This is a genomic window from Saccharothrix luteola (genome assembly GCF_020859565.1).
GTDB classification, from domain to species: domain Bacteria; phylum Actinomycetota; class Actinomycetes; order Mycobacteriales; family Pseudonocardiaceae; genus Actinosynnema; species Actinosynnema luteola.
In genome coordinates, this window is the sequence record NZ_JAJHUO010000002.1 from 346,722 (window position 1) to 364,997 (window position 18,276).

Sequence of the window (18,276 nt, forward strand, 5' to 3'; positions counted from 1 at the left end):
TGCTCAGGTGGTCAGGGTCGCCGGGCCGAGGCGGAGCACGCCGTCGTCCAGCGGGACGCACCGCTTGCCGCCCCGGCCGCGCAGCGCCTTCAAGGCGCCCGGCGCGATCACGGCGTCCATCCAACCGCACGGGTTCGCGGGCCGGTGCGCCTCGAACCGCACCGGCCCGTCGCCCGAGTCGAGCGTGAACACGTCGTGCCGGGCCAGCCCGTCCACGTCGAACCCGCGCAGCACGATGTTGCGCCGCACGACCAGCGGGCTCGGCGTGGTGCGCAGGCCGAGCCCCCCGGTGATGTCCTCCAGCGACTCGACGGCGAAGACCGTGACGGCGGCCGTTCGGTGCGCGGGCCGGTTGAAGTAGCGGTCGCCCACCAGGCCCAGGCCGGCCCGCACCACGACGTGGTCACGCGAGACCGGCTCGGGGTCGGGCCGCGGCCCGTCCGCCGGCCGTCCCTCGTACGCGTGCACGGGCGAGACGTGCAGCGCCACGATCTCGACGGCCATGCTCACCGCTCGCCGAGTTGCCACTCAGGTCGGACGTAGTGGCAGGTGTACCCGTTCGGGTAGCGCTCGAGGTAGTCCTGGTGCTCCGGCTCGGCCTCCCAGAAGTCGCCTGCCTGCGCCACCTCGGTGACGACCTTGCCGGGCCACTTGCCGGACGCGTCCACGTCGGCGATCGTCGCCTCCGCGATCCGCTTCTGCTCGTCGTCGGCGTAGAAGATCGCCGAGCGGTAGCTCGCGCCGATGTCGTTGCCCTGGCGGTCGCGCGTCGTCGGGTCGTGGATCTGGAAGAAGAACTCCAGGATCTGCCGGTAGCTCAGCTGGGCCGGGTCGAACACGATCTCGATCGCCTCGGCGTGGCTGCCGTGGTTGTAGTACGTCGCGTTCGGGACGTCGCCGCCGCTGTAGCCGACGCGGGTGGAGACGACGCCCGGGTGGCGGCGGAACAGGTCCTGCATGCCCCAGAAACACCCGCCCGCCAGGACGGCCTTCTCGGTCACGGTAGCCATGTGGCGCTCCACTCCTCAGTCCGGGATATCTCCACCAGCGTGAACGCTCCCGTGCCTCGTTGTCATCCCGGGGTGGCTGTGACCCGCGGCTCGGCGTGGACGGGCAAGGCCCGGTGCGGAGGCTCGCGACCTCCGCACCGGGCCCTGACCGATGGCGAGCAGGCGGGTCGGCTTGCCCGGCCGCTACCTGGCCGTGCAGGTCGGCGTCATCCCGGCGCCGCTGCCGGTGGCCTGGTAGCCGAACTCGGTCGACTGGCCCGCAGCGAGGTTGCCGTTGAAGCTGACGTTGGTGAAGTTCACCGCGCCGGTGTTGCCGCTGCGGTTGACGTTCCACGAGTTGGTGACCGTGGCGCCGGACGGCAGCGTCATGGCGACGGTCCAGCCGCTGACCGGCGACGAGCCGGCCGTGACCTTCACCGTGGCGACGAAGCCGCCGGTCCACTGGTTCAGCGACACCGTCGCCGTGCAGCCACCGGGCTGCTGTGACGTGGTGGTGGTCGTCGTCGTAGTGGTCGTGGTGGTGGTGTCACCGGTTGTGGTGGTGGTTGTGGTGGTGCTGGTGGGGCCGGTGGTGAGGGTGGGGGTGGTCCAGTCGCGCCATTGGGAGAGGGTGCCGGTGGCTTTGCTGTGCATGGTGACGCCGCCGGTGAAGGTGCCGGTGTTGCGGAGGAATTTGTTGATGGCCTGGGTGAGGGGGGTGCGCCATTCGGTGCGGTTGGCGCAGTGGTTTCCGTCGGTGACGTTGGAGTGGTAGAGCAGGTTGTTCTGCACGCCGAGGGCTTTGTAGACCTCCGCGCCGCCCAGTGCGGCGACGCTGGCCGAGCGGGGGCCGAGGTTGGTGATGTGGGGGTTGTCCATGACGAACAGGCCGCGGGGGGCCACCATCGCGACCAGCGAGTGCGTGTCGATGGGGGTGGTGTTGGGGTTGCCGGTGTAGGGGCTGAACGCGTCGCCGAACCACGGCTGCTCGCCGTAGGCGCTGGACAGTGTCTGGCCGCCTTCGGCGTTGACGCCGCGGTAGACGGGCAGGCCGGCGGTGCCGGATTCGATGGGCATGGTCAGGGCGACGCGTTGGTCGAACACGCCGGCGGCGAAGGCGCCTTTGCCGAAGCGGGAGCAGCCGGTGACGCCGATGTCGGCGCGCAGGATGCTGCCGCCGGAGGACTCGATGACGTCGATGATGCGGGACACGCCCCAGGCCCAGGCCATGAGCAGGCCGGTGGGGCTGGTGTTGCCGTAGAGGGTGTAGAAGGCGCCCTGTTTGTTGGTGCGGGGGGTGCCTTCGCGGCCGACGGTGTAGGGGTCGAAGGTGATGATGGCGGCGCCGGCGGCGCGGATGGTGGCGGTGTCGCCGCCGAACCCGCCGTAGACGATCACCGCCGGGAACGGGCCCGTGCCGCTGGGCAGTTGCACGCCGGCCGAGAAGCTCGCGCTGCGGCCGTTGTGGGAGACGTTGACGGTGATGCCGCTGGTGGACACCGTGCCGGTCACGCCGGCGGGTTTGGCGGGTTTGTCGCCGTAGACGTGCCGTTCGGCCAGTTCGCGGATCTCGGCGCGTCGGCAGCGCCAGTCCGACTGCGAGGTGATCCGCTGCCCGTTGAGCTTCGTGAACGGATCCGGCAACCGCGAGTTCGACGGGAACGAGCCGGGTGGGCTGACCGGGCAGTCGGCGCCGTCGTCCTCGACACCCGCCAGCGCCACGACATCACCGGCGGCGGCGTTCGCGGTCGTCGACCGCGCCAGCGCCGTCACCGTCCCGGCCAACGCCAACACCGCTACCGCGAACATGAGCACCGCCGAACGCACTCTCAAGCGGCCTGAACTGATGATCACCAGGGCTCTCCTTTGAGACGAGGTGTGGAGGCAGGAACACCGGACGACGATCGGTGCCGGGTCTCCTAAAGTTTCGAACAGCAGGCCGAAACGTGTCAATGAATCTCGGCGTCCCGCTTCAGTTCGCGGTCTCACTTGGCGATCGCCGGACGTCGCGGCGGACCGTGACGCGGTGGCGAGAATTCAGTTCCGACCGGTGAGGAGGAACCGGAGGTACCGGCGGTAGGTGATGGGCCGGAACGCGTCGGCGCGCGTGACGCCCTCGGCGGCGGCCCGCTCGGCGCGTTCGAGGCGCACCGCGGCTTCGGTCACCGCCCGGTCGTGGTCCACGCGGGTGTGCGCGGTCGTCGTGTTGGCGGTCCTGATCTCGTCCGCGAGAGCGACCTGTGCGGCGCGCAGCTCGGCCCGCAGCTCACCGAACCGCGCCTCGGCCTCGGCCAGCACCTGCTGGTGCTCGGCGTCGAGCCGGGCCCGCTCCGCGCCGAACCGGATCCGGAGCGCGCGTTGCTCCACCTCGGTCAGCGTGGTGGGTCGAGTGGCCTCGACCTCGGCGGTGCGCCGTTCCCGCCACTGGTCGATGAGCACCGCGGACACCTCGCCGACCCTCGCGGCGCTCACCGCGCGACCGTCGACCAGCACGAAGATCGCCACCCGGTCCAGACCGTCCGCCTCGTAGCGGACGCCGACGAAATCGGCCGCGGTGCGGATGCCGACGGCTTCGAGGTTGGCGATCTGCTTCGGCCCGACGCCCTCGACGCCGGCGGTCGCGAGGCGGAACTTCGCCAGTTCCGCGCGCAGGTGCGCCTTCTGCCGCCGGACCAGCAGCCGCTGCTCCTCCAGGTGCATCCGGGCCAAGGAACCCTGCCGGTCGCGGTCGATGCGGTCCAGGTGCTCCTTCACGGTCCGCTGGTGCGCGCGGAGGCGCTGGTCGTGCCACTGCTGCAGGCCCCGGCGCCGCTGGTCCTGCTCCCCCTTGGCCCGCTCGGTCGCCTCGGCGACCTCCCGGGCGGCCCGGTCGACCCGCGCGGCCTGGGCGGCGGCGGCCAGGCGGGCGTCGGCGAGCCGCTTGCGCTCGGCCCGCGCGTCACGCGCCCGGGTGGACTCGGGCTGACGCCGGTAACCCGCCGCCGTGGCCGCCGCCCACGCCAGCACGGCGGACACGTCCGCGACCGCGAGCGCCTCGTCCACCAGGATCGCCGCCGGCACGCCGAACGGCAGCAGCACCGCCAGCGCCCACGTCAGCGCGGCCAGGGCGGGTGCGCGACGGCCGAACCGCACCTGGGGCGGCGGCGCGGGCAGGTGCGGTTCGAGGCGTTCCGCCACCCACGCGGGCAAGCCGGGGCCGACCGTCTCCAGGTCCCCGAAATGCTCCACGCCGGATAGCTCCACGCCGCCGAGTCGTTCGAGCGGCGGTGGCGCGGCGCGGTGGTGGAGCAGGATCTCGTGGAAGCGTTCGGCGAGCCCGCGCAAGCGCGCGTCGGGGTGGCCGGTGAGCGTGGCGAGCCGGAACGAGCCCGCCGGGTCGACGAAGTCGGACTCCGCGAGCAGCAGGTGCTCGGCGTCCTCGTCGCGCAGCTGCCGCCACAACGAGGGTTCGGTCGCCAGGGCCACGAGCGACAGGTAGACCACCCAGGACGAGAACCGGTCGACCTCCGGGCCGAACTCGGCCGCGGTGCGGTCGGGCGACTGGTAGTTGCGGTGCCCGGTCTCGACGGCGGGCAGCCCGGCGAGCGCGGGCACGTACACGCCGTCGTAGTCGACCAGCTTCATCGTGCCGTCGGCGGTGATCAGGAGGTTGCCGTGCTGGAGGTCGCCGTGCCCGACGCCCGCCGCGGCGAGCCGGTCGACCAGGTCCGCGAACCGCTCGGCGACGCGCGAGACGGCCGCGGGATCGTCGACGTGCCGGTCGATCCAGCGCAGGAGGTTGACCCCCTCGACCCACTCCATCCGCAGCACGGGGTGCCAGACGCCCTCCACGAGGATGCCCCGGGCGAGGTAGTCGAAGCCGACCGTCCAGTCGTCGTCCAGGCGCGCCAGGTGCTCGCCGACGGCGCGGTAGCGGGCGGCCTGTTCCGGCGCCTCGCGGGTGAAGCACTTGAGCGCGTACCGGGTGCCGTCGGCGGCCGTCACCGAGAAGACGCCGGCGAAGTTGCCGGAGATCGCACGAGGGCGGCCCAGCGCGTCGACCCGCACGTCGGCCCCGGCGAGGTCGGTGCCGCGGAAGCACAGCGCGGTGTCCTGCAACGCCTCGACGTAGGTCGCGCCCGACGGTAACGCGCCGGTGGGCTCGTCACCCGAGGTCGACGTGGACGACGGTGACGTCGTCATCGCGCATCAACCTTTCCGCCCGTGCGTTCGCCAACCAGGCCGTGAACCCGTCGAGATCATCCGATCGCGTGAACTCCGCCAGCACCTGCCAGGGTCGGTCGCCGCGGTCGGCCGCCCGCAGGAACCAGGCGGCGAGCGCGTCCGTGCAGAGGAAGAACCCGTCGCCGCGCTCCGCCGTGCCCGACACCGCCCGCACGTGCCGCGCCAGCAGTTCGTGGTCGCGGTTGAACGCGTTGACCAGGCCCGGCGCGTTGTCGAACGCCTCCGCCGACTCGATCGGGAACGCGCGCAGCAGCCGGTCGTCGCGGGTGTGGAACAGGCAGCTGTCACCCAGCGCGGCGACATCCCACCGGGTCACCCCGGACGGATCGGTGTCGAACCGCGCGGCGAGCACCGTGGCGTGCGGGCCGCGGTCCAGCTTGGGCTGCTCGTACCACGCGATCGGGCGGTCGTCGGCCTCGCGCCCGGCCACGTAGTCCGCGAGCCACTCGCCCCACGCCTCGCCGGCGCGCACCAGCGCCCCGGCGAACCGGTCCACGTCCCGCAACGCGCAGTCGTCGTCCCGTGCGGCGTCGGCGACGGTCCGCGTCAGCAGGTCGGCCCACTCGCCCGCGAGCAGGCTCTCCGACGCGCCGTCGGCCACGGCCGCGAGCACGGGCCCGTCCGGGACCGCCACGACGTGGGCGGCGTCCTCGCATTCCCGCGGTGTGCTGCCCCGCTTGGGCACGCGGAGGGAAGAGGTGACCATGCCGCCGCTCAGCGCAGGTCCGTCGCACGTGTCCCGATGTCCAGGAACTGCACGAGCGAGGTGATGTCGGCGTTGTAGACGAACCCGCGCGCCAGGTCGCCGGCCGGCAGGCCCTGCTGGAGCGCGTAGAAGCGCATGTGGGGCGGCAGCAGGCTGGACATGCCGAACAGGGTGCGCGCGTAGGCGTCCGGCAGCGCGACATCGGTGTCGGGGAACGTCACCGGCACGGCGTTGGCGGCGGAGACGTGCAGGTTGAACAGCAGCGCCGCGCCGTCCGCGGTGACGTGCGTCTGCACGCCCCACGCGGCGCCGGCCGGGTCGCCGTCGGTGGACTCGCCGTCGGTCAGGTTCAGCACGATCGGCGGGAAGCTGTCCGGGTGCCGGGCCACCCAGTCCGACACCAGCGACTCGGCCGAGGTCAGCGCGCGGCACATCGGCGTGGCGCCGTGGGCGACCGGGTCGACCCAGACCGGGAAGCGGGTCGTCGTCTCGACCAGCCCGCCCGCGCCGTCCGGCACCTTCTTCGTCCGCTTCTCCACCCGCGCGGGCTTCTCCGCGACCTGGCTGAGCGGCACGAGGTCGCGCCCCGCGAGCGGGCCGGTGAACGCGGAGCCGACCGCGTGCCCGTAGCCGATGACGGCGACGTGGAAGTAGTCGCGGACGCCCTCCTCCTTCGCGCACTTCACGCTGAGCTCGGCGAGCAGCCGGTTGATGGCGTCGGCGACCACGTCGGCCTTGCGCTGCTGCCCGCCGCCGATCGGGTCGTTCATCGACGCCGACTGGTCGACCAGGAACACGAAGCAGGACGGGTTGGCGCGGCTGATCTCGGCTGCGTAGGTCACGAAGGGTGTCCACCTCTCCCACGGGACGGTGTGTGGATCACCCGAAAGGCTAGCGCCCACCGAGGCGGGCAGGTTCCGGTGTCACCACTCAGCCCTCCGGCAGGATGCCTCGCCGGAACGGCTCGACACCGACGGTGTGGCGCACGTGAGTGGGCTCGACCAGCACCATCACCCGCCGTTCGCCGGGGATCCGCCACTCGTACCGCTCGGTCCCGAGGTACTTCCGCGCCAACAGGTCCATGCCGCGCTCGGCCTCGTCGCCCACGACGAACCGGACCGCGCGGCCCCGGATCTCCACCCGGTCGTACGGGTTGTCGGTGCTCACGCAGGACAGCGACAGCCGCGGGTCGCGGCGCAGGTTCTCCTCCTTCACCCGGCCGAGCGCCGTGTTGAACACGACGTGGTCGCCGATCAGGTCGACCCACATGGGGGTGACCTGCGGCGAGCCGTCCGGGTTCACCGTGGCCACGTGCCAGAAGGTCGGCGCCAGCAGCCGCGCCTTGACCTGCTCGTCCAACTCCACGTCGCCCTCCGCGCCGAAGACACCACGACCGATTATGGCCGGAGGGCGCCACGGTCAGTTCGTGCATCCGGGTTGCCGGTCCGGGGCCGGATCGGTCACCGCGGGGCAGTGCGTCCGGGTGCGGGTGGGGCTCATCGTCCACGTGGTCGTGGCCGGCCAGTACCCCATGCCGCCGCCGTCCTCGGTCGCGAAGAACACGTCGTCGCCGCCGTTGACCGGGACCATGCGGAACCCGCCGCCCTCGGCGACGCCGATCTCGACGCGGTAGGCGAACGGGCCGGTCGTGCCGGTCAGGTCGATCACGACGTCGAACCCGGCGGCGGCGCCCGGCTCGACCTGGTGCCGTTCGTCGAAGGTCAGCGGCCGGGGGTCGCCGTTGACGTGGAAGCGCGCCTCGGCGGGCTCCGGGAACGGGGGCGTGGCGCCGGGTCGGGGCAGGCACAGGAGCCGGACCACGGGCGCGTGCTCACCGGGGTAGGGCGTCGGATCCGGCACGACCCGCATGTAGGTGCTCTCGATCGTGGTGCGGCGGTCCGCCGAGAAGGTGACGGTGTGCGCGGCGTCGCCGACGGGGAGCGCGCCCTCCCGCAACGCCCAGGCGTGCAAGGCGCGGCAGTCCGAGACGTCCTCGGGCGGGGTCCGGCGGGCCACCTCCTCCGACGCCATCAGGAACCACCCCTGCTCGGCGTCGCGATCGCTGATCCCGACGCCGACCCGCACGTCCGCCCCGGCCGTCGGCGCGTCCGACGAGGGTGACGGCGCGTCCGGCCCGGACCGCCGCAGGAGCACCAGGCTCGCGACGAGACCGGCGGCGACGCACACGGCGAGCACGGCGGTCGTTCGGGCCTTCACCGGACATCCTTCCCGCGCCACGGAACTGTCCGTCCAGTCTGTCTCCGGTGCCGGCGGTGGCGCTCGGTGAACACGACCGTCTGCCCTGGATTCCGCACCCGCCTATTCTAGTACTAGAATAGGCGGGTGCCCTCGGAGCTGACCCCCGCCGAACTGACCCTGCTGGGTCTGCTGGTCGAACGACCCCGGCACGGCTACGAGCTGGAAGAGGTGATCACCGCCCGCGGCATGAGGGAGTGGACCGAGATCGGGTTCAGCTCCATCTACTACCTGCTGGGAAAGCTGCGCGACCGCGGCCTAGTGGTGGAGGTCGACCCGTCGCCGTCCGGCCGGGGCAAGGCCCGCAAGGTCTTCGGACCGACCGAGGACGGGCGCCGGGCGTGCGCGCGGGCGGCCGAAGCGGCGGTGACCGAACTGCAGCCGGTGTTCCCGCGAGTCCTGGTCGGGCTGGCGAACCAGCCCGTCATCCCGCCGGAACGGCTCCGCGCCGCGCTCGCCCACCGTGCCGCCTCGGTGGCGGAGAAGATCGCCGAGCTCCGCGCGACCGTCGCCGCCCAACCGCACGCGCCCCGCTTCGCCCGCGCGATCTTCGACTACTCCCTGGCCCAGTTGACGGCCGAACAGCACTGGCTGGCCGCCTACCGGGCCGAACTGACCGAGTCACCCGACCAGGAGGACGGCGGAACATGAGCCCGGACCGCTACGACGTCAAGCGGGAGCTCAAGCAGCTCTACGCGCCCAAGAACACCGACTGGGCGCTCGTCGACGTGCCCGAGCAGCAGTTCATCGCCGTCGACGGGCGCGGCGACCCCAACACCAGCGCCGAGTACGCCAACGCCGTCGAAGCGCTCTACTCCGTCGCCTACACGATCAAGTTCGCGAGCAAGCGCGAAGGCCGCGACCTCGTCGTCGCGCCGCTGGAAGGGCTGTGGTGGGCGGACGACCCGGCGGTCTTCACCGCCCGCGCCAAGGACTCCTGGCACTGGCGGATGCTCATCAGCCAACCCGACTGGATCACCGAGGAGGCGATCGCGGAGGCCAAGCAGGTCGCGTCGGCCAAGAAGGAGCTCCCCGCCATCGGCGGTCTGCGTCGCGAGGTCCTGCACGAGGGGACCAGCGCCCAGGTCCTGCACATCGGGTCCTATGACGACGAAGGGCCGATCCTGGCCAGGCTCCACGACGAGTGGCTCCCGGCGAACGGGCTGCGGATGACCGGGCTGCACCACGAGGTCTACGTCGGCGACCCCCGCAAGACCGCGCCCGCGAGGCTCAGGACGGTGCTGCGCCAACCCGTTCAACCCGGCTAGGGCGTCGGCTGGGCGGCCTGCGGGGAGGGCCAGGGGAAGACGGCTCCGGTCAGCTCCTCGGAGACCGCCCACAGGCGGCGTGCCGTCCCGGCGTCCCGCGCCTTGGCCGAGCGGCCGACCAGCTTCGGCGCGCCTCGGCCCTCCAGGAAACCGCTCGGGCCCGCGTAGCTGTCGCCCGGGACGTCCGCCACGGCCGCGTACAGCGTCGGCAGGGCGCCGTCGTCCTCGCTCTGCGCGAGCAGGCCGGTCGCGGCCTTCTGCGCGAGGTCGCGCACGCGTCGCCGACCGTCGGACTTCAGCAGGTTCGTGGTCGCCAGGCCGGGGTGCGCGGCGGTCGCGATCACCGGTGAGCCGGCCGCGGCGAGCCGCCGTTGCAGCTCCGCGGTGAACAGCAGGTTCGCGAGTTTGGACTGCGCGTAGGCGGACATCGCCCGGTACGGCTTGCGCTCCCGGTTCAGGTCGTCGAAGTCGATCGTGCCGACCTTGTGGGCGTTGGACGAGACGGTGACGACGCGGTCGCGGATCCGCGGCAGCAGCAGGTTCGTGAGCGCGAAGTGGCCGAGGTGGTTGGTCCCGAACTGCAGCTCGAAGCCGTCGGCCGTGCGGGTGAGCGGCGGGATCATCACGCCCGCGTTGTTGATCAGCAGGTCGACGGGGTCGGTGAAGTCGTCGGCGAACGCGCGGACCGAGGAGAGGTCGGCGAGGTCGAGCCGCCGGACCTCCACGTGCCCGGTCATGGTGGCGGCGGCCTCACGGCCCTTCTCGGGGTCGCGCACGGCCAGCACGACCCGTGCGCCCTTGGCGGCGAGCACGCGGGCGGTGACGCGGCCGATCCCGCTGTTGGCGCCGGTGACGACGACGGTCCGGCCGGGCAGGGGAGGAACGTCCGAGGCGGTGAATGTTGTCATGAGCTACAAAGTAGGCACTGACAACTATGTTGTCAACGAAAACACCGTTCGCTAGGGTGGCTCGGTGCCCGAAGCAACCCCGGAGCGGCCCTACCACCACGGGAACCTCCGCACCGCACTGCTCGACGCGGCCGAGCGCGGCTTGCGCGAGCACGGCGCGGACCAGCTGTCGCTGCGCGACCTGGCCCGGGAGATCGGTGTCAGCCACGCCGCGCCGCGTCGCCACTTCCCGGACCGCCAGGCGCTGCTCGACGCCCTCGCCGTGGCCGGGTTCGCCCGCTTGGAGGCCACGTTGCGCACCGCGTTGGCGGGCGCGGGCGAGGGCTTCCCGGCACGCGTGCGGGCGACGATGACGGCCTACACCCGGTTCGCCACCGAGAACGCCGCGCTCCTCGAGTTGATGTACAGCAGCAAGCACCGGCCGGGCGCGGAGCGGATCGTCGAGGCGGCCGAGGCGCCGTTCCGGCTGATGGACGACCTGATCAGGCAGGGGCAGGCACAAGGCGCGCTCGAAGCGGGCGACCCCGAGCGGATCGGCATCGTGCTGTTCGCGACGCTCCAGGGCATCGCCACCATCATCAACGGCAACATCGTCAAACCGGAACTGCTCGACGGCCTCGTCGAGACCGCGGTCGACCAATTCCTGCGCGGCGCCCGCCCGGTCGGGTGACGCCTGCCCGTCGACCGGGCCGCCGGGCGCGGCGCCGAGTCCGGAGATGCGCCTTTCCGGCTTCACGTGCGGGTAGCTCTACTTTCCGTCGCATTACCCTGGCGCAACGGGGTGACGGGCGCAGTCCACGGCGCCGAGAATTCCGATACTTCCGTGGTCGAACGCGGGTGACGCGAGTCGAATGGGGTCACTGGTACGGACGATTGACGCCCGGCGGGTGGGTGCGGAATTGTTGGAAACGGATCTTCCGGAGGGTGTGACAGGAGGAATTGGGGTATGTCGGATTTCATCAACGTGCTCATCGTCATCGACGCCGAAACCATTATCGAGAGGTACGGCAAGAATTCCGACCCGGACCGGCCGACGGCGATTCCCGACAGCAGCAACCTGATCTACATGACCACACGGCAGGACCACATCATCGGTTCTCCGGGCAGCGAGTTGACCGTCAAGGCCTCTCCGGACGACATCATCAGGTGGCGCGAGACGACGTTGTCCCTGAACTCCAAGTACACGAGCGTCCTCTACAAGTTCGACGCCTCCTCGGGGGCGGACCTGATCGACACCCCCGAGGCGAAATCGGTGGTCGTCAACGAGCCGCTGCCGAACAGTCACGACCCGTTGCACCCGACCACCCAGAAAATCAACAGCTTCTACTGGCAGTGCACCGTCCTGCAAACGGGTTCGGTCACCTACCACTTCAGCTTCATGATCCTCGACCACACGGGTGAGAAGCTGGGTTACTACTACTGGGACCCGTTCATCAGCATTCAGGACTGACGGCGGCGGCACGCTGATTCACGCGATGGCCGGGAAGGCTTTGCGGAGTTCGTCGAACAGCGCGTCGTACCGACCGGGGCCGAGGGTGGAGACGGCCGACCAGACCGCTTCACAGGCGGCTGCCAAAGGGTCCGGTTCCGCTTCGGCGAAGAGGGCGGGCAGGGCCATCGCCTGTTGGCTGAAGTTGTCGTAGCGGCCGTCTAGGGTGGTCACCACCGTCTGGGGGATCCGCTCGTCGACCATCATGCGGTCCCACGGCTGCAAGGTGTCCTCGAACGGCGGCGGCAGGGGCTCGCCGCGGTCCATCGCGGCCAAGGCCGGTGCGATCCAGTCGAGGTCGGCGAGCCCCGCCGCGGTGAACGCGCGTCTGATCGCCCAGCGGGCCACCTGCCGCTGGGTCGCCGGATCGGCCTCGGCGAGCGCGTCCACCAGCGGCCGGTCCAGCGACGCGAGGCTCATCGCCGTGCCGCGGAGCTGTCTCAGCCGTTCGCCGGGCAGCCGCCCGCCCCACTCGCGTTCCTCCGCTTCGGAACGTGCCCGTGCGGCGGCCCGTTCCTGTTCCTCGCGCGCCAGGCGTGCGGCTTCGGCCTTCTCCTCCGGCGTGGGCGGTACGGGCTGTTCGCGGGCGTACGCGTGCCAGTGGGCGGCCTGGGCGCTGGTCTGCTTGACGATCCGGTCCGGCTCCGGCGGCGCCGGCCAGAACTGGAGCAGGTAGCGCTCGACCGTCGGCTCGTCCTCGCTCCGGTTGTCCATGCGGTGGCCTTCATCCATCCCCACCGCGCAGTAGCGGACCCGGTAGTCGACCTCGGCCAAGCCGTCCAACGGCCACCACTCCTCGCCCGCCCAGCTCACGAGCGCCGCCGGCCCTTCGGGGCGGAAGGACACCTCCACGACGTCCTCCCACTCGTCGCCCACCGGTGGCGGCTGGTCGTGCAGCTCCGCGGTGAAGGCGACGTCACCGGTGTGCAGGCCCGTGAACAGGAACAACCCACCGGGGATCGCGGCGCCGCACAGCCCGTTGACCTGACCGCCGAAGCACTCGCCCAGGCCGAACACGTCAGTGCCGGTCTCGACGGTGATCTGCCCGTAGTGCACCCAGGCCGTCCCGCTCATCAACGTCCGCACCCTCGAACTCCCTTCGTCGCCGTGGTCGGTCCGGTTCACGCGAGGACGGGGAACGCTTCGCGGAGTTCGGTGAACAGGACGCCGTGGCGACGGTGGCCGAACGTCGTGACCCCCGCCCAGAGCGCCTCCAGAGCGGCCTCCAACGGGTTCTCCTGCTGCGCGGCGAAGATCGCGGGCAGGGCCATCGCCTGCTGGAGGACGTTGTCGCGCTTGCCGTCCAGCGAGCTGATCAGCGTCTTGGGCACCCGGTCGTCGGCGAGCAGCGGGTCGAGGAGCTCCCAGAGCGGCTCGTCGCCGAACGGTGGCGGCAGGGGCTCGCCCCGGTCCATCGCGGCCAGGGCGGGCGCGATCCAGTCGACCTCGGCCAACCCGGCCTCGGTGAACGCACGGCGGGCCGCCCAGCGGGCCACGTCCCGCTGGAGCGCCGGACCGGCCTCGGCGATCGCCTCGCCCAACGGGCGGTCCAGTCCCACCACCAGCAACGGCCTCCCGCGCAACTGCCGCAGCGCGTCGACGGGCAGCCGCCCGCCCCACCGGCGTTCCTCGGCCTCCAGACGTGCCCGGGCGGCGGCGCGTTCCTGTTCCTCCCGCGCTCGACGTGAGGCTTCGGCCTTCTCCTCGGCGGTCGGCGGCGGTGGCTGCTTGGCGGCGTAGCGGTGCCAGTAGGCGGCGTGCTCGGTGGTCTGGCGGACGATCCGGTCCGCCTCGGGCGGTGCCGGCCAGAACTGGAGCGCGTAGCGATCGCGCGCCGGTCTCCGGAAGTCGTCGTCCCGCGCGTCGTCCATCCCCACGGCGCAGTAGCGGACCCGGTAGTCGATCGGCTCCAACTCGTCCAACGACCAGGAGTCCTCGTGCGCCCAGACGTAGAGGGCCACCGGTCCCGTGGGGCGGAAGGACACCTCGACCACGTCCTCCCACTCGGCACCGACCGGTGGCGGCCGGTCGTGCAGCTCCACGGCGAAGTCGACCTCACCGACGTTCGTGCCGATCATCAGGAACAACGTGCCCGGGACCGCGCCGCCGCACAGCCCGTTGACCTGACCGCCGAAGCACTCGTCCATGGCGAACGAGGCCTCGCCGCTCTCCACGTAGAGCTGCCCGTAGTCCACCCTGGCCGCACCGCTCATCAGCGTCCGCACCCGCGACTCCCTCCCCGAGATCCGGTCGACCGACATCATGGCGGAGGGCACCGACAAAAACGGTCCTCCGTCGACGTGAAAGAGATTCGTTACGGCGGAGCCGCGGGATTCACCCGTAGCGCTGAATCGGGCGGCGGCCTGCTAACCCGGTCCCGGCCGGATGCGACGTCCCCAGTGCGCGTCGCGTTCTGCTCCGCGCCGTCCATTCGCGACCGGGCCCGCGGCCCGCGCTCATCAGGTGGGTGAAGACCATGCCCGTCGTGCGGGTTGCCCGAGACGACCAGTACGTGCTCAACCACACCACGCGCTTCCTCGCCCGCGACGCGGGCGACGTGGCCGAGCCGTTCCACCTCCCGGTGATCGACACGCACTGGGACGGTTCGTCGGCGGAGACGTCCTACCGCTTCAACGACGTCACGTTCGCGCACCGCGACGACCAGGCGCGCGAGGTCGGCGTCGTGGGCACGTTCGGCGACCTGCACACGCCCGTGCCGCTGCGCCGGGTCCGGTTCCTGGACGAGCCGACGGACCTGTGGGCCGTCACCGTGCGCGTGGGCAAGGGACAGGTGCACCGCTACCGGTTCGCCGTGGACGGTCGATCGGTGCTCGACCCCGTGAACCCCCAGCGGCAACGGGGTGACAACGGCCAGGAGTGGTCGCGGTTCTTCACCCACGGCTGCGCCGTGCCGATCAGCTTCGACCGCTGGGAACTGCGCCTGCTGGAACGGCTGGTCACGCAGGTGCTGCCGTTCCAGCTCGCCGAGAACCGGCGGTTCCTCGGCGACTTCTACCACCGGCTCAGCCGCTCCGAGCGCGACCGGCAGTTCCCGCTGGCGTTCCTCCTGGACGAGTCGGTCGGCGTGGTCAACTTCATCGACAAGCTGCTGGCCCGCGAGGAACGGCACAACCTCGACGACTACAAGACGTGCCTGCGGCTGATCGACGGCGTGCTGCGCGCCCGCTTCCCCGGCCGCGAGCCGACCGAGCTGGGCAGGCAGGCGTTCATGGACCTGTACGACGAGCTGGCCGCGAACAACGTCCCGGGCTGGGACACCGGGCGGTACGGCGAGCCGCGCCACTTCCTGGTCCTGCTCCGCCGCCACGCGATGACCGGCGCGTTCGCGCACCCCAAGCACGGCGGCAACAACGGCGCGGCGGCGTGGGCGTACCTCGCCGAGCGCTTCGATTTCGACTGGCGCGCGGCGCTCGAAGCGCCGCTGGGCCGCAACACCGACTACCGGGGATGAGACCATGGCCGACGAGGCGTTCGACGCGGTGATCATCGGCAGCGGCGCGGGCGGCGCGCCCATCGCCCACACGCTGGTGCGGGCGGGCAAGCGCGTGCTGGTGCTGGAGAAGGGGCCGCTGTTCCACGCCCAGCACACCAGCCCCGACGGCCTGTCGGACTTCAAGCGGGACGAGGAGTTCGCCACCGGCGCGGAGAAGGTGCTCCGCGTCCAGGGCGTGGCGAACACCGGTGTGTCGTTCTACTCCAGCCACGTCGAGCCGGACCTGAACGACGAGCCGCACGTCTACCGCGACAGCGACGGCCGGGACAAGGTCACCATCGAGGGGTACACGGCACAGGTCGTGGGCGGCGGCACGCAGCTCTACGGCGGCGTGTCGCTGCGGTTCGCGCCCGACGACTTCCGGCTGCGCACGGTGAACCAGGGGCGTTCGGACCTGCGCGACGACGTGAACGGCGACGTGGCCCGGGAGGCGCGCGACTGGCCGTTCGGCTACGACGAGCTGGAGCCGTGGTACTGCCGCGCCGAGGACCTGGTCGGCATCAACGGCACCCGCGACGGCCGGCTCAAGCCCGTGAGCGTGGACCACTACCAGAAACCGCTGGAGCCCAACAGCATCAGCGCGCACGTCGCCACCGGGATGGACGCGCTCGGCTACCGCCGCTACCGCACGCCGTTGGCGGTCATCACGGAGGACCACGTGCCGAGCGGGCGCACGGTGCCGCTGGACCGCGAGTCGATCAAGACCGCGTTCGTGAACCGCTACGGCGACCCGTTGGGCCTGAAGTCCAACACGTGGGTCTCGCTGCTGCACCCGATCTCGACCGAACCGGGGTTCTCGTTGCGCGCCAACTGCGCCGTGACGCACCTGTCCGCGACGGACTCGCGGGTGACCGCCGTGCACTACCGCGACCCGCTCGGTCGCGAGCGGACGGTGAGCGGCACGGTCGTGGTGGTGGCGTGCAGCGCGATCGAGTCCGTGCGGCTGCTGCAGCTGTCCGCCGCGCTGGACGACGGCTTCGCCGCCCGGATCAACGGCAACGACCTGCTCGGCCGCTACTTCCTGACGCACTGCTTCGGCGGCGCGTCGGCCCGCGTGCCCGGCCGCCACGACAAGTCGCGCACGCTCGACTCGGACTGGGCCACCGACGCGTGCGCCGCGCCGGAGTTCCTGCGCGCCAACAACCTGTGGGCGGGCGGCGCGATCTACAACAACACGTCGGACTCGGCGCTGCCGATCAGCATGGCGCGCACGTGGGCCGCCAACGACATGGACACCATCTGGAAGGGCTACCTGTACGACCTGGACATGCGCGGCGACGCGTTCGACGGCTACCTGACCGAGAACTTCGGCCGCCAGCTGTCGGTGGCGTTCATGGCCAACCAGCTGCCGCTGCCCACCAACCGGATCACGCTGCACCCGACCGTGCGCGACAAGTGGAACCGGCCCGTCGCCCACATCGACAAGGGCTGGCACAGCCACGACCGCGCGGTGATGGACGTGCTGGCCGAGCAGTGCCGCCGCATCCTCGCCGCCGGTGGCGACGGCGTGCAGGTGATCGGGCACGGCCACGTCGGCAACGACGTGCGGCGCATCGCCAACCACGTGCTGGGCGGTGCGCGGTTCGGCGCGGACCCGGCCGACTCGGTGCTCGACCCGGACTGCCGCGCGTGGCGGTTCGACAACCTCTACGTCACCGACGGGTCGTTCATGCCGACCTCCGGCGGCGCGAACCCCACCCTGACCATCCAGGCCAACGCCTTCCGCGTCGGCGACCTGCTCACCACGAGGGTGTGACGGCGATGGACCCCGCGTTCGACGACATCTTCACCCAGCCGGAGAACGAGATCTTCCGGGTCGTGTTCTTCCCGGACCGGATCTACCACTCGCGCTACCTGCACGCCTCGCGCAGTCCCCGGTACCGCTACGACGTGGACGAGGTGCGCAACGGCCCGGACATCACCGCGATGAAGGGCAGCGTCCACCTCGACGGCACGCGGCTGTGCTCCGTGCTGCGCCTGGAGTACCGCGCCGGACGGCTCACCGAACTGGTGCGGGAACGCGGACGCCGCCTCGGCTCCTCGGTGAACGCGTGGGTGCGCCTGCTGCCGGACGACGCCGCGCTCACGGCGGACGCGACGGTGACCTTGCGCTACGACAAGGCGGTGGACGCGTACGCGGTGGAGCTGTGGGACACGCTGGAGCCGCCCGAGCACACCCACCACGACTACCGGGTGCTGCCGCTGATGGGCGCGAACGCCCCGATCACGCGTCCGCCGTCGCTGTCGTCGGCGTTGGTCGACATCAAGGCGCTGCGCCGGCTGGAGGTGGCGTTCAGCGAGGTGGCGATGACCACGCCCACCGGCCACCCGGTGCCGGACGTCCAGTGGGACAACAACTTCCTGCGCTCGCACCAGGAGCCGCGCGACCCGTCGCCCTCCTCGGACCGGAACACCGTGCGCGACCTGAACTACCTGCTGGACTACCAGCGCGCGTGGTTCATCCCCGACTCCGCGCAGGTGCCGCCGGTGCGCTACCGCAACGCGATGATGGACCCGGACAACCCTGAGGCCGGCGACGGCAACGTGCTGGACATGCGCTGGCTCGTGCAGCGCGAGCTGGGCGGCGACCTGGTGTTCTTCCACGAGGTGACGATCCCGCCGGGAGTGGTCGAGGGCACGCACCGCCACATCGGCTCGGAGGAGCTGTACTACGTCGTGTCCGGTCGCGGCCGGGCCTACCTGGGGGTGGACGACGACCCGGCCGCCGCGGGGCAGCCGATCGTCGAGCGGCACGTGTACGGCATCGGCCGCAAGCAGTGCCGTGAGGTGGCCGTGGGGCCGGGCAGCACGTTGTTCACCAAGAGCGGCGGCATCCACGGCATCCGCGCGGACGGCGACGAGCCGTTGAAGTTCGTGGCGTTCCTGTACCAGCCCTGAAACCCCTGAGTGGGAGGTGACCCC

18 protein-coding genes are annotated in these 18,276 nt (G+C 71.4%); 7 read left to right on the forward strand and 11 right to left on the reverse strand.

Annotated features, from left to right (window positions below):
• Positions 1-3 precede the first annotated feature (3 nt).
• From LNK82_RS03130 to LNK82_RS03165, 8 genes are all read right to left on the reverse strand, one after another.
• Positions 4-504 (reverse strand): MOSC domain-containing protein, encoded by a 501-nt coding sequence (locus tag LNK82_RS03130; RefSeq protein WP_230565371.1) that lies wholly within the window; start codon positions 502-504, stop codon positions 4-6.
• 2 nt (positions 505-506) lie between these two features.
• Positions 507-1,010, reverse strand: coding sequence for a peptide-methionine (S)-S-oxide reductase MsrA (msrA, locus tag LNK82_RS03135; RefSeq protein WP_230565372.1), 504 nt, complete (start codon positions 1,008-1,010; stop codon positions 507-509).
• 183 nt (positions 1,011-1,193) lie between these two features.
• Positions 1,194-2,942: a glucuronyl esterase domain-containing protein gene (locus tag LNK82_RS03140; RefSeq protein WP_308257146.1), complete on the reverse strand. Its 1,749-nt coding sequence runs from the start codon at positions 2,940-2,942 to the stop codon at positions 1,194-1,196.
• Between the two features lie 84 nt (positions 2,943-3,026).
• Entirely contained in the window at positions 3,027-5,171 is a 2,145-nt protein-coding gene (locus LNK82_RS03145; RefSeq protein WP_230565373.1) for a hypothetical protein, read from the reverse strand.
• Positions 5,134-5,919, reverse strand: a complete 786-nt coding sequence (locus LNK82_RS03150) for a protein phosphatase 2C domain-containing protein (protein ID WP_230565374.1) — start codon at positions 5,917-5,919, stop codon at positions 5,134-5,136. The genes LNK82_RS03145 and LNK82_RS03150 overlap by 38 nt, the downstream gene beginning before the upstream one ends.
• An 8-nt stretch (positions 5,920-5,927) precedes the next feature.
• Positions 5,928-6,761 (reverse strand): vWA domain-containing protein, encoded by an 834-nt coding sequence (locus LNK82_RS03155; protein ID WP_230565375.1) that lies wholly within the window; start codon positions 6,759-6,761, stop codon positions 5,928-5,930.
• Between the two features lie 88 nt (positions 6,762-6,849).
• A complete protein-coding gene (locus LNK82_RS03160; RefSeq protein ID WP_372470391.1) occupies positions 6,850-7,284 on the reverse strand; it encodes a PPOX class F420-dependent oxidoreductase in 435 nt (144 codons plus the stop codon).
• A 54-nt stretch (positions 7,285-7,338) separates the two neighbouring features.
• Positions 7,339-8,136, reverse strand: coding sequence for a hypothetical protein (locus tag LNK82_RS03165; protein WP_230565376.1), 798 nt, complete (start codon positions 8,134-8,136; stop codon positions 7,339-7,341).
• 126 nt (positions 8,137-8,262) lie between these two features.
• Between LNK82_RS03165 and LNK82_RS03170 the strand changes: the two genes are divergently transcribed.
• Together LNK82_RS03170 and LNK82_RS03175 are read left to right on the forward strand one after the other, a co-directional pair.
• The gene (locus LNK82_RS03170) at positions 8,263-8,826 is read left to right on the forward strand and encodes a PadR family transcriptional regulator (RefSeq protein ID WP_230565377.1); all 564 of its coding nucleotides are present in this window, start codon (positions 8,263-8,265) and stop codon (positions 8,824-8,826) included.
• Complete coding sequence (locus LNK82_RS03175; RefSeq protein ID WP_230565378.1) at positions 8,823-9,443, forward strand: GyrI-like domain-containing protein; 621 nt, start codon at positions 8,823-8,825, stop codon at positions 9,441-9,443. The genes LNK82_RS03170 and LNK82_RS03175 overlap by 4 nt, the downstream gene beginning before the upstream one ends.
• Here LNK82_RS03175 and LNK82_RS03180 read toward each other — a convergent pair.
• A complete protein-coding gene (locus LNK82_RS03180; protein WP_230565379.1) occupies positions 9,440-10,351 on the reverse strand; it encodes an oxidoreductase in 912 nt (303 codons plus the stop codon). The genes LNK82_RS03175 and LNK82_RS03180 overlap by 4 nt on opposite strands.
• Before the next feature lie 64 nt (positions 10,352-10,415).
• Here LNK82_RS03180 and LNK82_RS03185 point away from each other — a divergent pair, with 64 nt between their 5' ends.
• Both LNK82_RS03185 and LNK82_RS03190 read left to right on the forward strand, forming a co-directional pair.
• Positions 10,416-11,021, forward strand: a complete 606-nt coding sequence (locus LNK82_RS03185; RefSeq protein ID WP_230565380.1) for a TetR/AcrR family transcriptional regulator — start codon at positions 10,416-10,418, stop codon at positions 11,019-11,021.
• Positions 11,022-11,297: 276 nt separating this feature from the next.
• The gene (locus LNK82_RS03190) at positions 11,298-11,801 is read left to right on the forward strand and encodes an inclusion body family protein (protein WP_230565381.1); all 504 of its coding nucleotides are present in this window, start codon (positions 11,298-11,300) and stop codon (positions 11,799-11,801) included.
• 18 nt (positions 11,802-11,819) lie between these two features.
• Here the strand turns inward: LNK82_RS03190 and LNK82_RS03195 are convergent, their stop codons facing one another.
• Entirely contained in the window at positions 11,820-12,914 is a 1,095-nt protein-coding gene (locus LNK82_RS03195) for a hypothetical protein (RefSeq protein WP_230565382.1), read from the reverse strand.
• A gap of 47 nt (positions 12,915-12,961) precedes the next feature.
• A complete protein-coding gene (locus LNK82_RS03200; RefSeq protein WP_230565440.1) occupies positions 12,962-14,116 on the reverse strand; it encodes a hypothetical protein in 1,155 nt (384 codons plus the stop codon).
• A 209-nt stretch (positions 14,117-14,325) separates the two neighbouring features.
• Between LNK82_RS03200 and LNK82_RS03205 the strand changes: the two genes are divergently transcribed.
• The 3 genes from LNK82_RS03205 to LNK82_RS03215 are packed head-to-tail and all read left to right on the forward strand — an operon-like array spanning position 14,326 to position 18,252.
• Complete coding sequence (locus LNK82_RS03205) at positions 14,326-15,312, forward strand: gluconate 2-dehydrogenase subunit 3 family protein (RefSeq protein ID WP_230565383.1); 987 nt, start codon at positions 14,326-14,328, stop codon at positions 15,310-15,312.
• Between the two features lie 4 nt (positions 15,313-15,316).
• A complete protein-coding gene (locus LNK82_RS03210; protein WP_230565384.1) occupies positions 15,317-17,110 on the forward strand; it encodes a GMC family oxidoreductase in 1,794 nt (597 codons plus the stop codon).
• A gap of 5 nt (positions 17,111-17,115) precedes the next feature.
• Positions 17,116-18,252, forward strand: coding sequence for a cupin domain-containing protein (locus LNK82_RS03215; protein WP_230565385.1), 1,137 nt, complete (start codon positions 17,116-17,118; stop codon positions 18,250-18,252).
• Positions 18,253-18,276 lie beyond the last annotated feature (24 nt).

Coding starts and splice junctions, on each gene's coding strand:
- LNK82_RS03130 (WP_230565371.1), bottom strand. CDS start 504: ATGGCCGTCGAGATCGTGGCGCTGCACGTCTCGCCCGTGCACGCGTAC.
- msrA (WP_230565372.1), bottom strand. CDS start 1,010: ATGGCTACCGTGACCGAGAAGGCCGTCCTGGCGGGCGGGTGTTTCTGG.
- LNK82_RS03145 (WP_230565373.1), bottom strand. CDS start 5,171: ATGACGACGTCACCGTCGTCCACGTCGACCTCGGGTGACGAGCCCACC.
- LNK82_RS03150 (WP_230565374.1), bottom strand. CDS start 5,919: ATGGTCACCTCTTCCCTCCGCGTGCCCAAGCGGGGCAGCACACCGCGG.
- LNK82_RS03175 (WP_230565378.1), top strand. CDS start 8,823: ATGAGCCCGGACCGCTACGACGTCAAGCGGGAGCTCAAGCAGCTCTAC.
- LNK82_RS03180 (WP_230565379.1), bottom strand. CDS start 10,351: ATGACAACATTCACCGCCTCGGACGTTCCTCCCCTGCCCGGCCGGACC.
- LNK82_RS03190 (WP_230565381.1), top strand. CDS start 11,298: ATGTCGGATTTCATCAACGTGCTCATCGTCATCGACGCCGAAACCATT.
- LNK82_RS03195 (WP_230565382.1), bottom strand. CDS start 12,914: ATGAGCGGGACGGCCTGGGTGCACTACGGGCAGATCACCGTCGAGACC.
- LNK82_RS03210 (WP_230565384.1), top strand. CDS start 15,317: ATGGCCGACGAGGCGTTCGACGCGGTGATCATCGGCAGCGGCGCGGGC.
- LNK82_RS03215 (WP_230565385.1), top strand. CDS start 17,116: ATGGACCCCGCGTTCGACGACATCTTCACCCAGCCGGAGAACGAGATC.